14 protein-coding genes are annotated in these 13,171 nt (G+C 52.6%); 8 read left to right on the top strand and 6 right to left on the bottom strand.

All coding sequences use genetic code 11. The features are described from left to right. The first annotated feature begins 91 nt into the window (after window positions 1-91). The 5 genes from pheP to HV302_RS17855 all read left to right on the top strand — a co-directional run bounded on the left by pheP (window position 92) and on the right by HV302_RS17855 (window position 6,143). Window positions 92-1,486, top strand: a complete 1,395-nt coding sequence (pheP, locus tag HV302_RS17875; RefSeq protein WP_047415083.1) for a phenylalanine transporter — start codon at window positions 92-94, stop codon at window positions 1,484-1,486. 165 nt (window positions 1,487-1,651) lie between these two features. Then, entirely contained in the window at window positions 1,652-2,893 is a 1,242-nt protein-coding gene (locus HV302_RS17870; protein ID WP_181626372.1) for an MFS transporter, read from the top strand. A 15-nt stretch (window positions 2,894-2,908) separates the two neighbouring features. Further along, window positions 2,909-3,937 carry a sugar phosphate isomerase/epimerase family protein gene (locus tag HV302_RS17865; RefSeq protein WP_181626371.1) on the top strand — a complete coding sequence of 343 codons (1,029 nt, stop codon included), beginning with the start codon at window positions 2,909-2,911 and terminating at the stop codon, window positions 3,935-3,937. Next, a complete protein-coding gene (locus HV302_RS17860) occupies window positions 3,934-5,085 on the top strand; it encodes a Gfo/Idh/MocA family protein (RefSeq protein ID WP_181626370.1) in 1,152 nt (383 codons plus the stop codon). The genes HV302_RS17865 and HV302_RS17860 overlap by 4 nt, the downstream gene beginning before the upstream one ends. 77 nt (window positions 5,086-5,162) lie before the next feature. Further along, window positions 5,163-6,143: a LacI family DNA-binding transcriptional regulator gene (locus HV302_RS17855; RefSeq protein ID WP_016152169.1), complete on the top strand. Its 981-nt coding sequence runs from the start codon at window positions 5,163-5,165 to the stop codon at window positions 6,141-6,143. Between the two features lie 3 nt (window positions 6,144-6,146). Here the strand turns inward: HV302_RS17855 and HV302_RS17850 are convergent, their stop codons facing one another. From HV302_RS17850 to HV302_RS17835, 4 genes are all read right to left on the bottom strand, one after another. Then, on the bottom strand, window positions 6,147-7,391 hold the full coding sequence (locus tag HV302_RS17850) for a mechanosensitive ion channel family protein (protein ID WP_016152170.1): 1,245 nt from the start codon (window positions 7,389-7,391) through the stop codon (window positions 6,147-6,149). 64 nt (window positions 7,392-7,455) lie between these two features. Further along, complete coding sequence (gene nfsB / locus HV302_RS17845; protein WP_016152171.1) at window positions 7,456-8,109, bottom strand: oxygen-insensitive NAD(P)H nitroreductase; 654 nt, start codon at window positions 8,107-8,109, stop codon at window positions 7,456-7,458. Between the two features lie 119 nt (window positions 8,110-8,228). Continuing rightward, window positions 8,229-8,597, bottom strand: a complete 369-nt coding sequence (locus HV302_RS17840; protein WP_016152172.1) for an MmcQ/YjbR family DNA-binding protein — start codon at window positions 8,595-8,597, stop codon at window positions 8,229-8,231. After that, on the bottom strand, window positions 8,597-9,178 hold the full coding sequence (locus HV302_RS17835) for a TetR/AcrR family transcriptional regulator (protein WP_016152173.1): 582 nt from the start codon (window positions 9,176-9,178) through the stop codon (window positions 8,597-8,599). Before HV302_RS17835 ends, HV302_RS17840 begins: the two co-directional genes overlap by 1 nt. Before the next feature lie 189 nt (window positions 9,179-9,367). On the opposite strand from HV302_RS17835, the gene HV302_RS17830 reads away from it, so the two are divergent. Continuing rightward, window positions 9,368-10,480: an MBL fold metallo-hydrolase gene (locus HV302_RS17830; protein WP_181626369.1), complete on the top strand. Its 1,113-nt coding sequence runs from the start codon at window positions 9,368-9,370 to the stop codon at window positions 10,478-10,480. A gap of 17 nt (window positions 10,481-10,497) precedes the next feature. Then, window positions 10,498-10,839, top strand: a complete 342-nt coding sequence (locus HV302_RS17825) for a RamA family antibiotic efflux transcriptional regulator (RefSeq protein WP_003021996.1) — start codon at window positions 10,498-10,500, stop codon at window positions 10,837-10,839. 21 nt (window positions 10,840-10,860) lie between these two features. Here HV302_RS17825 and HV302_RS17820 read toward each other — a convergent pair whose 3' ends face one another. After that, window positions 10,861-11,109: a DUF1158 domain-containing protein gene (locus tag HV302_RS17820; RefSeq protein ID WP_016152175.1), complete on the bottom strand. Its 249-nt coding sequence runs from the start codon at window positions 11,107-11,109 to the stop codon at window positions 10,861-10,863. A gap of 66 nt (window positions 11,110-11,175) precedes the next feature. Then, a complete protein-coding gene (locus tag HV302_RS17815; protein WP_181626368.1) occupies window positions 11,176-12,294 on the bottom strand; it encodes a YbdK family carboxylate-amine ligase in 1,119 nt (372 codons plus the stop codon). A gap of 169 nt (window positions 12,295-12,463) precedes the next feature. Between HV302_RS17815 and HV302_RS17810 the strand changes: the two genes are divergently transcribed. Continuing rightward, window positions 12,464-13,168: a GNAT family N-acetyltransferase gene (locus HV302_RS17810; RefSeq protein WP_103765988.1), complete on the top strand. Its 705-nt coding sequence runs from the start codon at window positions 12,464-12,466 to the stop codon at window positions 13,166-13,168. Window positions 13,169-13,171: the final 3 nt, after the last annotated feature.

Raw genomic sequence — 13,171 nt, 5'->3', positions numbered from 1 at the left:
ACGGGCACAGCGGGTCCTTATTGCGCCTTGCGACAACCAGGTTGAAATGTTAAAAGAAGCCCCTTCAATAAAAACGACACAGGGGAAGGGCGTGAAAAACGCGTCAACTGCATCTGACACCAGCGTGTCTGATGCCGCGTCAACGAATGAGCCGACGCTTCAGAGGGGGTTGCAAAACCGCCATATTCAATTAATTGCGCTGGGCGGCGCAATTGGTACCGGCCTGTTTTTGGGCATTGGCCCGGCTATTCAGATGGCGGGACCTGCGGTGTTACTGGGTTACGGTGTTGCCGGGATCATCGCTTTTTTGATTATGCGTCAACTGGGCGAAATGGTGGTGGAAGAACCCGTTTCCGGATCGTTTGCCCATTTTGCCTATAAATACTGGGGACCGTTCGCGGGATTTCTGTCCGGCTGGAACTACTGGGTGATGTTTGTGCTGGTTGGCATGGCGGAACTGACCGCGGCTGGGATCTACATGCAGTACTGGCTGCCCGATGTCCCGACCTGGATTTGGGCCGCGGCATTCTTCGTGATCATCAACGCGGTTAACCTGGTCAACGTACGTCTGTATGGCGAAACGGAATTCTGGTTTGCGCTGATTAAAGTGCTGGCCATTATCGGCATGATTGGTTTTGGCGTGTGGATGCTGTTTTCCGGTCACGGCGGGGAACATGCAAGCATTGATAACCTGTGGCGTTACAACGGCTTTTTTGCCACCGGCTGGAACGGGTTGATCCTGTCGCTGGCGGTGATTATGTTCTCCTTTGGCGGACTTGAGCTTATCGGGATTACTGCCGCAGAAGCGCAGGATCCGCAGAAAAGCATTCCAAAGGCGGTAAACCAGGTGGTGTACCGTATTCTGCTGTTTTACATCGGTTCTCTGGTGGTGCTGCTGGCGCTGTACCCGTGGGTGGAAGTGAAATCCAACAGCAGCCCGTTTGTGATGATCTTCCATAATCTTGATAGCAACGTGGTGGCTTCAGCGCTGAACTTTGTCATTCTGGTGGCTTCGCTGTCGGTATATAACAGTGGCGTCTACTCTAACAGCCGTATGCTGTTTGGTCTCTCTGTCCAGGGGAACGCGCCGAAGTTCTTAACCCGCGTCAGCCGTCGCGGCGTACCAGTGAATTCACTGATCCTCTCCGGTGCTATTACGTCTCTGGTCGTACTGATCAACTATGTCCTGCCGCAAAAGGCCTTTAGTCTGCTGATGGCGCTGGTTGTGGCGACGCTGCTGTTGAACTGGATTATGATCTGCCTGGCCCATCTGCGATTCCGGGCGGCGATGCGTCGTAAGGGACGTGAGACGCAGTTCAAAGCGCTGCTGTACCCGGCAGGGAACTACCTGTGTATTGCTTTCCTTGGCATGATTCTGGTGCTGATGTGTACGATGGACGATATGCGCCTGTCAGCTATCCTCCTGCCGGTGTGGATCCTGTTCCTGTTCGTTGCCTTCAAACTGCTGTGTCGTAAGTCCCGCTAAGTGTCTACCGATCCCATCGTCAGGATGGGATCGGATCTTCTCTCAATGTTTATCGTGACCGCTCTCGCAATTTTGCCTTTGCTGGCAGGATCTTTATTTTGTAATCGATTACTTTTCTATTGAATCTATTTTGTAATCGATTACTTTTTAAAGGTGAGGCAAAAAATGGTGTCAACAACCGAAAGTAGTGGAAAACAGAACGTACAGTACCGGCTGCTGGTACCCCGGCTGTCGCTAATGATGTTCTTACAGTTCTTTATCTGGGGAAGTTGGTCCGTCACGCTGGGGCTGGTGATGAGCCAGCACAACATGTCGCTGCTGATTGGCGATGCGTTTTCAGCCGGGCCCATTGCTTCTATTCTGTCGCCGTTCGTCTTAGGGATGCTGGTAGACCGCTTCTTTGCCTCGCAAAAGGTGATGGCGGTGATGCACCTTGCAGGCGCGGCGATCCTCTGGTTTGTTCCGCAGGCATTGGTGGCGCAAAACGGTGCGCTGTTGATTGGTCTGCTGTTTGGCTACACGTTGTGCTACATGCCAACGCTGGCGCTTACCAACAACATTGCTTTTCATAGCCTGTCGGATAAAGACAAAACTTTCCCGGTGGTGCGGGTGTTTGGCACCATTGGCTGGATTGTCGCGGGGATTTTTATCGGCGTAACCGGAATCTCGGATACTACCGGAATCTTTACGCTGGCGGCGGTTATTTCTGTGATTCTGGCGCTCTACAGCCTGACGTTGCCCAACACGCCAGCACCGGCGAAAGGACTGTCGGTAAAAGTGCGCGATCTGTTTTGTGCGGATGCTTTCGCCTTACTCAAGGTTCGTCACTTTTTTGTCTTCTCGCTCTGCGCGACCCTTATTTCTGTACCGTTGGGAACCTATTACGCATATACCGCGTCGTTTCTTGCTGATGCGGGCGTTAGCGATGTCAGTACGGCGATGTCGTTTGGTCAGATGTCTGAAATTTTCTTCATGCTGGTGATCCCGTTCCTGTTCAGGCGTCTGGGCGTGAAATACATGTTGTTAATCGGGATGTGCGCCTGGTTTGTGCGCTACGCATTCTTTGCCCTCGGCATCAGCGAAGAGGGCCGATTCCTGCTGTATCTCGGCATTCTGCTGCACGGCGTGTGCTACGACTTCTTCTTCGTGGTCGGCTTTATTTACACCGATCGTATCGCCGAGGAGAAAGTAAAAGGTCAGGCGCAAAGCATGATCGTTATGTTTACCTATGGGATCGGTATGCTGCTTGGTTCGCAAATTTCAGGCGCACTTTACAACCGTCTGGTGGCGGGGCAAACGGTGCCTCAGGCGTGGACCACATTCTGGTGGATCCCGGCAGTGGCTGCCGCAGTGATTGCCGTGATTTTCCTTTTCTCTTTCAAGTATGACGACAAAGAGCAGGCGTAATTTTCAGGAGGGGTTATGAAAACCATCAAGGGGCCTGGCATTTTTCTGGCGCAATTTATCGGGGATCGTCCCCCATTTAACACCCTGGAAGGCGTGGCAAAATGGGCGGCGGAGCTGGGCTATAAGGCATTACAAATCCCGTGTAATCACAAGTCTTTGTTTGATGTCGAACAAGCAGCCATAAGTCAGGCCTATTGTGATGATATTCGTGGGATGCTGGCCGGGCATGGGCTGGTGATTAGCGAACTATCTACCCATCTTGAAGGCCAACTGGTTGCCGTCCATCCGGCTTACGATGACGCTTTTGACGGATTTGCTCCGCTATCTGTACGCGCTAATCCGCAGGCCAGGCAGGCGTGGGCCATCGAAACCCTCCACCAGGCCGCTGCGGCTTCGCAAAGGCTGGGGCTGACGGCGCATGCTACGTTTTCTGGTTCGCTCGCCTGGCCCTTCTTTTATCCGTGGCCACCGCATAACCGTCAGCGCTTTGAAGAGGCCTTTCTGGAGCTAGCGCGCCGCTGGAGACCCATTCTCGATCGCTTTGATCATCATGGGGTGGATGTTTGCTTTGAGATCCATCCCGGTGAAGATCTGCACGATGGCGTAACGTTCGAGCGCTTTCTGGCGCTGGTTAATCATCATCCTCGCTGCAACATTCTCTATGACCCGAGCCATCTGTTATTGCAGCAGATGGATTACCTTGGGTTTATCGATGTTTACCACTCGCGCATTAAAGCGTTTCACGTCAAGGACGCTGAGTACCATGCCAGTAGCCGCAGTGGTGTCTATGGCGGTTATCAGCCGTGGCTCGATCGCGCTGGGCGTTTCCGTTCCCTGGGGGACGGTCAGGTCGATTTCAAAACCATCTTCAGCAAGCTCACACAATATGATTTCCCTGGCTGGGCGGTACTGGAATGGGAGTGTTGCCTGAAAGACGCGCAAACCGGGGCGCGTGAGGGGAGCGATTTTATACGCCGCCACATTATTCCGGTTTCTTCACGCGCATTTGATGATTTCGCCGCTGGCGATGAGGTACGCAAATGATACAGGTTGGCATTATTGGCAGCGGTTTTATTGGGCCTGCACATATCGAGGCGTTGCGTCGACTCGGCGGTGTGAACGTGGTGGCGCTCTGTGATAGCTCGCTGGCGGTTGCCCAGGAACGTGCAGATGCTCTTCATATTCCTCAGGCGTACGGCAGCGTTGAGGCGCTGCTGGCGCATCCCGGACTGCAGGTGGTGCATAACTGTACGCCGAATCATCTGCATGCCGACATCAACCGGCAGATTTTACGCGCGGGTCTGCACGTGTTTTCAGAAAAGCCGCTGTGTATGACGCCTGATGAGGCTCGTGAACTGGAAACGCTGGCGGAGCAGGTAGGAGTGGTGCACGGCGTGAGCTTTGTCTATCGTCAGTTTGCGATGGTACAACAGGCTGCCAGCATGGTCAGGCGCGGTAGCGTGGGGCGTCTGTTTGCCGTCCAGGGGAGTTATTTGCAGGACTGGATGCTGCTGGAAACTGACTACAACTGGCGGGTCGATGCCAAACAAGGCGGCAACTCACGGGCGGTTGCGGATATCGGTTCCCACTGGTGTGACACGGTGCAATTCGTCACTGGAAAACGTATTGTCGAGGTGATGGCCGATCTGGCTATCGTCTGGCCGGTACGAAAAGCCAGCATCGCCGGTAACGCTACGTTTGGCCAGCAAACGGCTGACCTGCAATTTGAGGATAAAGCGGTGACGACGGAAGATTGTGGATCGGTGCTGGTACGTTTTGACGATGGTAGCAAAGGCTGCTTTAGCGTTTCACAGGTGAGTGCCGGGCGCAAGAATCACCTGAGCTTTGAAATTAACGGTAGCCAGAGTTCACTGCACTGGGATCAGGAAACGCCGCAACAGCTTTGGGTCGGGCACCGTCAGCAGGCGAACCAGATCCTGACCGATGACCCAGGATTGATGAATGCGGATGTTGCTGCCAGTGCGCACTTTCCGGGTGGGCATATTGAGGGCTGGCCGGATGCGTTCAAGAATATGATGCAGCAGTTCTATCAGGCGGTGCAGGCAGGCAAAATGCCCGCGACGGCTGAGCGTCGATTTGCGTCATTTTCTGATGGTGCGGATGTGATGTATATCATTGATGCGATTATAAAAAGCCATCAGCAGCAGCGCTGGGTATCAGTGCAGCGCTAAACACGCACCCGGTTCGCCGGGCAGTGATTTTATGGTAGCCTCAACGTAAAGCCTAAACCGCAGGACTTGTCGTCGTTATGTCTATTCAAAAAATCGCCCAGCTTGCCGGTGTGTCGGTGGCGACGGTATCGCGTGTGCTGAATCACAGTGATACCGTCAAAGCCAAAAATCGCGAGCGCGTGCTACAGGCTATTAAAGAAAGCAATTATCAGCCCAACCTGCTGGCTCGTCAGCTGCGTACGGCACGCAGTTCGATGATTCTGGTGATGGTTTCCAACATTGCCAACCCTTTTTGTGCAGAGGTTGTTAAAGGCATTGAAGAAGAGGCGGAAAAGAATGGCTATCGCATTTTGCTGTGTAATTCCGGCTCGGATACCGCCCGCTCAAAATCGGCGCTAAAGCTGCTGTCGGGGAAAATCGTTGATGGCATTATCACCATGGATGCATTCTCAAAATTACCGGAACTGACCACGCTGATTGGCGACGCTCCCTGGGTTCAGTGCGCGGAATATGCTGATAAAGGCGCGGTTTCCTGCGTAGGGATTAACGATGTTGACGCTGCGCAGTCGGTAATATCTCACCTGGTGGAAAAGGGCTATCGACGCATTGCGCTAATCAATCATGATCTGAGTTATAAATACGCCCGGTTGCGCGAACGTGGCTATAAAGCGGCGCTGCATGCGCTGTCGCTTGAGTATCAGGCCGTAGAATACGCCAGCGAATTAAGTTCCAGCGCAGGAATTGCGGCGATGAAAACATTGCTTGCCGCAGAGGTGAAACCCGACGCGGTGTTTGCCGTATCGGACACGCTGGCCGCTGGCGCGATGCGTGCTATTCTCAATGCCGGATTACAGATCCCGCAGGATATCGCCGTCGTGGGATTCGACGGTACGGAACTGGCAGAAATGGTTTCCCCACAGCTTTCGACCATTGAGCAGCCCTCGCGGGATATAGGCCGCAAAGCGGTAGGATTGCTGCTGAATAAAATAGAAAATCCTGACGCGCAGACGGAAAGGGTGATGATGGACTGGCGCTATATTTCACGCGCCAGTACCTGAGCGTTAGCGTTGAAACGCGCCTGACAGCGCGCGAATATCATTTCCGGTGGGTGACTGATGAATGCGCAAGCCAAATTCTTCGATTACGGCGAATATATGGTCGAAAATATCAGCCTGAATACTTTCATATTCCAGCCAGACCACCGTATTGGTAAAGGCATAAATTTCGATCGGTAAGCCGTGATCGTCTGGCGCAAGCTGGCGCACCATTAACGTCATATCTTTGCGAATCCGCGGATGATGACGCAAATATTCGTTCAGATAGGCGCGGAAGGTGCCAATATTCGTCATCCGACGGTGGTTTAATACCGATTCAGGCGCATCTAACTGCTGATTCCACTCGTCAATTTCCTGATGGCGCGTGGTCAAATACGGTTTCAGCAGGTGCGCTTTATGCAGCCGCTGACGCTCATCCTCATCAAGAAAATGAATGCTGGTAGCATCAATGCTGATGCTGCGTTTAATGCGTCGCCCACCGGAAGCCGACATCCCACTCCAGTTTTTAAATGAGTCCGATACCAGTGACCAGGTTGGGATAGTGGTGATGGTGTTATCCCAGTTGCGCACTTTTACGGTGGTTAAGCCAATATCAATCACCGCGCCATCTGCGCCGTATTTAGGCATTTCCAGCCAGTCACCCAACTTCAACATATCGTTGGCTGAAAGCTGTATTCCGGCCACCAGCCCGAGGATCGGATCTTTAAACACCAGCATTAACACGGCGGCCATGGCACCCAGACCGCTTATCAATATTGCCGGTGACTGACCAATCAGCAGGGAAATCATCAATATTCCGACGACAATAGCGCTGATGAGCTTGATGCCCTGAAATATGCCTTTTAGCGGCAATTGCGATGCGGCAGGGAATTTTTGCGACAGATTGAGAATGACGTCCAGCAGGGAAAACAAGGACAACAGGGCGTACATCATGATCCACAGCTGTGCGCAGGTTACTAATATTTCTGCTGCTTCACTGCCTTTCTGTAACCAGAGTGCGGCCTGTATATTGACAATGATACCCTGCAGGGTGAATGCCAGCCGGTGAAATAACTTGTTCTGCGTGATGATTTGTAGCCACAGGCGGGAGCTGGCGTTGGCGCGCTTTTCAAATGCGCGTAATACCACCCAGTGCAAAATAACGTGAACAATAATGGCGGTGATAAAAATAATGCCAAAAATCATTACCAGTGAGGTGGTGTGATTTATTTCAATGCCGAGTTCTTCTACCTGAGATATCAATTCCTGCATAACGTCTCCTTAATAAACAGCGGTCTATGATGACCGCTGTGTAGAGCTTATGCAAATGCGGGGATTAAACTTCCGTCAGTGTTGTTTCCAGCGGCAGACGAGATTTTGGCAGCGCGGCGTTGAAATCTTCTACGCTGTGATGACCCACCGGGACCACAACTACGCTGGTGAAACCTTTTTCTTTCAGGCCAAATTCTGCATCCATCACCGCCGCATCGAAGCCTTCGATCGGCACCGCATCCAGACCCATCGCCGCCACGCCCAGCAGGAAGTTACCGACGTTCAGATACACCTGTTTTGCCATCCAGTGGTTGTCATCTTTCAGCTCTTTGCGATGCATGTCGGCAAAGAAGGTGCGGCCTTTGTGGTTTGCGGCTTTGGCTTCAGGGGTGGCGAAACGGCCATCGCGCTCTTCTTGATCCACCACGCGCTCCAGCCAGGCATCGTCCATCGCCGTTTTGGCGCAGAACACCACGACGTGGGAAGCATCCAGCATTTTACGTTCGTTGAATACAAAGCCGCCGGCTGCGGATTTCGCTACGCGCGCTTTACCTTCGTCAGTGCTGGCAACGATAAAGTGCCACGGCTGAGAGTTGGTGCTGGACGGACTAAACTGCAGCAGCGTTTTTAATTTTTCGGCCTGCTCAGCGGTCAGTTTTTTATTCGGATCGAATGCCTTAGTGGAGTAACGTTTTAAGGCGACAGAAACAATATCCATAACTACTCCTGGTGATTTTTCATACCCTGCGGGTGCGTTTTGTTTCAGTAGGGTACAGGGTTAGCAAGAAAAAGATAAGACAGGAAAATGCAAAAACACTTATCGGAGTTAACGATAAATCAACCTGGACGCAGGCGTTTTTGATCCCGCTTCGCCAGGCCGTCTACGACGCGATGCCATGAATCATTTACCAACTCCGTCAGTAATGACTCGGTAATGTCGTCGCCTGGGTAGACCGATATCCAGTGCTTTTTATTCATGTGATAGCCGGGTTCAATGCTGGGGTAGATCTGCTGGTTTAACAGTGACTTTTGCGGATCGGCTTTCAGGTTAACCAGCGGGCGTCCGCGAAGCTCTGAGACCAGCATAAAAATTTTGCCGCCGACTTTGAAGACATCGTATTCCGGGCCGAATGGCCAGCAGTGCTCGGTAAAAGGCAGTTCGAGCGCAAGGCGCTTTGCACAGGCATGTAAGGTCTGGCCGTCCATTATTTTTCCTCACGGGTGAGTGCGCGCCACATCGCCTCAAATCCCATCGAAATATATTCTTTTGCGCGAGCCGCGTCGCGGGCGGCGAACTCCATGGTGGTCTCTGCCAGAGAAAGAAACAGCGCGTCGCCAAAGGCGCGATACTCGTCAGACATAAACTCAGGTCGTACGGATCGATGACAAAGATCGCGCAGTTCCGGGAACATATCGTCAGCCTGCTGTTCCGTTTCTTTGCTGATTTTCTCGCTGACGGCCAACTGGCGAATCGTGCGATGCCCGCAGGTATGGTTCAGGCCCCAGCTAATGTAGCTGTTCCAGATGTAGTGGGTCATGGTTTTGGCATCGGTCACCGATCGATCCAAATTTGCCATCATCGACTGACAAAGGTCTTGCTTCAAAAAGAGGTAAAGCTCGTTGATCAAATCATCTTTGGTCGCGAAATAGCGAAACAACGTCCCCTCCGCAACCCCTGCATTGCGGGCTATCACGGCGGTAGATGCCGCAATGCCTGATTGTGCAAATGCTGTGGTTGCAGCTTCCAGTAATGCCAGTTTTTTGTCTTCACTCTTCGGACGAGCCACTACACTTTACCCTTAAGTCTGTAAAAAACATGATTGAATCACGGCCTTTGCAGCACCGCAACGGCGAATGTCAAAGATTGAAAATCATCTTGACGGCGAACTTTCGATTTCTATAATGAGTGCTTACTCACTCATAATCAAGAGTCAGTCGCGCAAACCAGCGGAAAGGGGCGCGTTTAAGGTCAGGATATGAAGCGTCTCACAGTTTGTGTGGTTGTTATTATGCTAATTGCCGCAGCTGCAAGTTTACCGTTTGTACTTAATGCCGGGTTTGGTCAGGCCCCGCAAGGGGCACAACTGAGTTTGGTTGAACAGTCACCTCACTATCGTGATGGACAGTTTCATAACCAGGTGCCGACACCGGGCTATACCGGTAACAAAGGCATGCTGGCGGCCTGGTGGGAATTTCTGGTCGCTAAGCGTGATAATGCGCGCCCGGCGCAGCCGTTACCGCTGGTGGCAACCGATCTCGCTGGACTTTCGCCACAGCAGGATACTCTGGTCTGGCTGGGCCACTCCTCATGGTATTTGCAGCTGGCGGGTCAACGTATCCTGATTGATCCGGTATTTAGCAATTATGCCGCACCGTTTTCATTCCTGAACAAAGCCTTTGCCGGGGATTATCCGTGGACTGCGCAGACGATGCCGGAGATCGATCTGCTCATTATCTCGCACGATCACTATGACCATCTGGATCTCGCCACTATCAAGGCGTTAATGCCGAAAATTAAGCGAGTGATTACGCCGCTCGGCGTAGGGTCGCATCTGCGTTACTGGGGGATGCGCAGCGAGATAATCGAAGAGCGGGACTGGAATCAGTCCGTCAGAGTGACGGATTCGCTGATCGTTCATGTGCTGCCTGCTCGTCATTTTTCGGGGCGCGGTATCAAGCGCAACCAGACGCTATGGGCGAGCTTCATGTTCGAAACGCCGGAGCAGAACGTTTATTACAGCGGAGATTCCGGCTATGGACCGCATTTTAAAGCCATCGGTGAGCAGTTTGGCTCGGTTGATTTGGCGATTATGGAGAACGGTCAATATGACCAGGACTGGAAGTTTATTCACATGATGCCTGAAGAGACGGCGCAGGCTGCGGCCGATCTGCATGCGAAAGCCGTGTTGCCAGGGCATGCCGGCCGTTTCGTTCTGGCGAAACATACCTGGGATGATCCCTACAAACGACTGGCGCTTGCCAGCCTTCGTCAGGATTACCGACTACTGACGCCAATGCTGGGTGAACCGGTAATACTGTCCGAACCGGACCAACCGTTTACGGCCTGGTGGCAACAGGCGACTCAATGAATACAGGGGAGAGCATGATGACGATTTCTGCTCAGGTCATTGATACGATTGTTGAATGGATTGATGATAATTTGAATCAGCCATTGCGCATTGATGATATTGCACGCCATGCGGGATATTCCAAATGGCACCTGCAGCGTCTTTTTATGCAGTACAAAGGTGAAAGCCTCGGGCGCTACATCCGCGAGCGTAAGCTGCTATTGGCGGCGCGCGATCTACGCGATACCGACCAGAAAGTGTATGACATCTGTTTGAAATACGGATTCGATTCGCAGCAGACCTTTACGCGAATTTTCACCCGTACGTTCAGCCAGCCGCCGGGCGCGTATCGCAAAGAAAATCATAGCCGAACGCATTAACGGCAAAGGGTTCTCGCGGGTCTAATCCGCCAGCGAGAACCAGCGCCGCCAGATAAAACGCAGTACAAAATATTCAATCACCCCCAGCAGTAAAAACCACAGACAAAACAGCAAAGTATAAAATTGGTTGAGATCCATCAGATGAAAGGTGGCGACGAGTTTTTGCGCCAGCACAATTCCCAGTGAGGGGGCGGGCAGCAGCAGGCAAGACAAAAAAGCCAGCAGCAGGATCCCTGCGGCGGTCATCAGTGATTCAAGCGGGTGTTTCATGGCATTGTTAAACTTGAGTTAAAAAGCCATTGTCCGGGATCTCTGTGGGCAACGCAAACGCCACGCTTACCGCCCGGCCCAAATCTCACAATGTTTTTTCACCAGACCACTCAGAGATCCGCCGTCGGCGACGAAATCACGCATGCTCTGCGCTTCATCATGACCATTTTTAACTTGCAGGCGTAAGGATTCGATCGCGCTGGTCGCGCCTACTTTGTCCGCAGAAGCGGCGACATTCTCCAGTAGCCGTAGCGTGTCATCTGACAGGCGGTGCCCATCGCCGGTATTGACGTCGGTGATGATTCCCGCCATGCCAAAGCGGCAGGCCTGAAAACGGTTAAATTTATACAGCAGGTAATCACGCTCCTGGTGCTTGAATGGCCGTTTAGTGAGCAACCAGTGGGCGGTAGCCTGAATAAGTCCCGCCATATTGACTGCGTGTTCAAGGGTTAGCGGAGTGTCCATGACGCGAACCTCTACGGTACCAAAGTGCGGGCTGGGGCGGATATCCCAGTGTAAATCTTTAATGCTATCAATCATGCTGGTGTAAGCCAGTCGACGAAATAACCCCTCGAATTCCTGCCAGTTATTCACCCACGGCATCGGGCCATTATCGGGAAATCCAGAGAAAATATTCAGCCGCGCGCAGGCAAACCGCGTGTCGGACGTTTGCATATAAGGTGAGGCGGCAGAGAGCGCAATAAAATGGGGAACAAATCGCGACAGGCCGTGCAGGAGGTAAATAGCATCATCGCCGTTTACACAGCCGATATGCACATGTTGGCCGAATACCGTCGCCTGCTGAATAAGATAGCCAAAATTTTCCAGGTTGCGCCGATAGCGTTCGTCATCGCAGACTTCCTGACGTTGCCATTTTTGAAATGGATGCGTACCGCCGCCACAGATGGCGAGGTGATGCTCGGCAGCAACCCGCGAGATTATCTGCTGCATGGCGGATAATTCAGCACTCGCCTGGTCGATATTGCGACAAACCCCGGTCGCCATCTCCAGCATACTTTCAGTGATATCGTGCTTTACTTCTCCGGCGGTGAGCTGCGGCTTTACGGCGTCAATCAGTCGGGAAGAGTCCTGGCTCAGGTCGTAGCCCGGAGGATTGACCACCTGCATTTCCAGTTCAATACCTAACGTAAAAGGGTCAGAAACATGAAAATCGGGTAGGGACATAGTGTTCTCTTCAGCGTTGATTTTTAATCAGTATAGACGCGTCATCTTGCAAGCTGCATATAGAAGGGCCGCTGATTTTCTGTTCGTTGTCAGAAATCCCCCCGCGATGCTTTGAAGGCGAAATGGCCGGTGTTATAACTATTTTTTACTTCGCAACAGGGGTTGAATCGTGCCGGAAATTAATCTTTATGGACAGACCGTCGGCGATATTGTGCCTGACTGGAATGGTGCCGCCGTACTGCCGCGGGAAGAACTTGCAGGGCAATATTGTCGACTGGTTCCCCTGGATGCCGACAGCCATGCCGCCGATCTGTTTGATGCTTACGCGCAGGCGCCAGACGATCGCGACTGGACCTGGCTTGCAAGTTCTCGTCCCACGAGCGTTGAGGCCACAGCTTGCTGGGTAGAGGGCAAATCCACGGATGCATCTCTGGTTCCCTATGCTGTCATTGAACAGCGTTCCGGTCGTGCGGTGGGACTGGTGTGCTTTATGGCGATCGAACGGGAGCATGGTTCGGTTGAAATTGGTCATGTAACCTGGTCACCGCGCATGAAAAATACGGTACTCGGCACCGAAAGCATCTGGCTGTTGCTGCGCCAGGCGTTTGCGTTGGGCTATCGTCGCGTGGAGTGGAAATGTGACTCTCTGAACACGGCTTCCCGTCGGGCGGCGGAGCGCCTTGGGTTTATCTTCGAAGGACGTTTTCGCCAGAAGATTGTGCGCAAGGGGCGTAATCGCGACAGCGACTGGTTATCGATGATTGATAGTGAATGGCCCCAGTGCGACGCTGTTTTGCAGCGCTGGCTGGCTGCCGACAACTTCGATGAAAAAGGGCAGCAACGCCGATCGCTGGCGGCGTGTCAGCAACAGTAGCTC

The organism is Citrobacter sp. RHBSTW-00859, assembly GCF_013729795.1.
GTDB classification, from domain to species: Bacteria; Pseudomonadota; Gammaproteobacteria; order Enterobacterales; family Enterobacteriaceae; genus Citrobacter; species Citrobacter braakii.
Note: the sequence above shows the minus strand (reverse complement) of the source record. Positions and strands in the feature narration are given on the sequence as shown.

Excerpts from the sequence above, each read along its gene's own strand:
- HV302_RS17815 (WP_181626368.1), bottom strand. The coding sequence starts at position 12,294 with ATGTCCCTACCCGATTTTCATGTTTCTGACCCTTTTACGTTAGGTATT.
- HV302_RS17855 (WP_016152169.1), top strand. The coding sequence starts at position 5,163 with ATGTCTATTCAAAAAATCGCCCAGCTTGCCGGTGTGTCGGTGGCGACG.
- HV302_RS17860 (WP_181626370.1), top strand. The coding sequence starts at position 3,934 with ATGATACAGGTTGGCATTATTGGCAGCGGTTTTATTGGGCCTGCACAT.
- HV302_RS17870 (WP_181626372.1), top strand. The coding sequence starts at position 1,652 with ATGGTGTCAACAACCGAAAGTAGTGGAAAACAGAACGTACAGTACCGG.
- HV302_RS17820 (WP_016152175.1), bottom strand. The coding sequence starts at position 11,109 with ATGAAACACCCGCTTGAATCACTGATGACCGCCGCAGGGATCCTGCTG.
- HV302_RS17825 (WP_003021996.1), top strand. The coding sequence starts at position 10,498 with ATGACGATTTCTGCTCAGGTCATTGATACGATTGTTGAATGGATTGAT.
- HV302_RS17850 (WP_016152170.1), bottom strand. The coding sequence starts at position 7,391 with ATGCAGGAATTGATATCTCAGGTAGAAGAACTCGGCATTGAAATAAAT.
- nfsB (WP_016152171.1), bottom strand. The coding sequence starts at position 8,109 with ATGGATATTGTTTCTGTCGCCTTAAAACGTTACTCCACTAAGGCATTC.
- HV302_RS17840 (WP_016152172.1), bottom strand. The coding sequence starts at position 8,597 with ATGGACGGCCAGACCTTACATGCCTGTGCAAAGCGCCTTGCGCTCGAA.
- HV302_RS17830 (WP_181626369.1), top strand. The coding sequence starts at position 9,368 with ATGAAGCGTCTCACAGTTTGTGTGGTTGTTATTATGCTAATTGCCGCA.
- HV302_RS17865 (WP_181626371.1), top strand. The coding sequence starts at position 2,909 with ATGAAAACCATCAAGGGGCCTGGCATTTTTCTGGCGCAATTTATCGGG.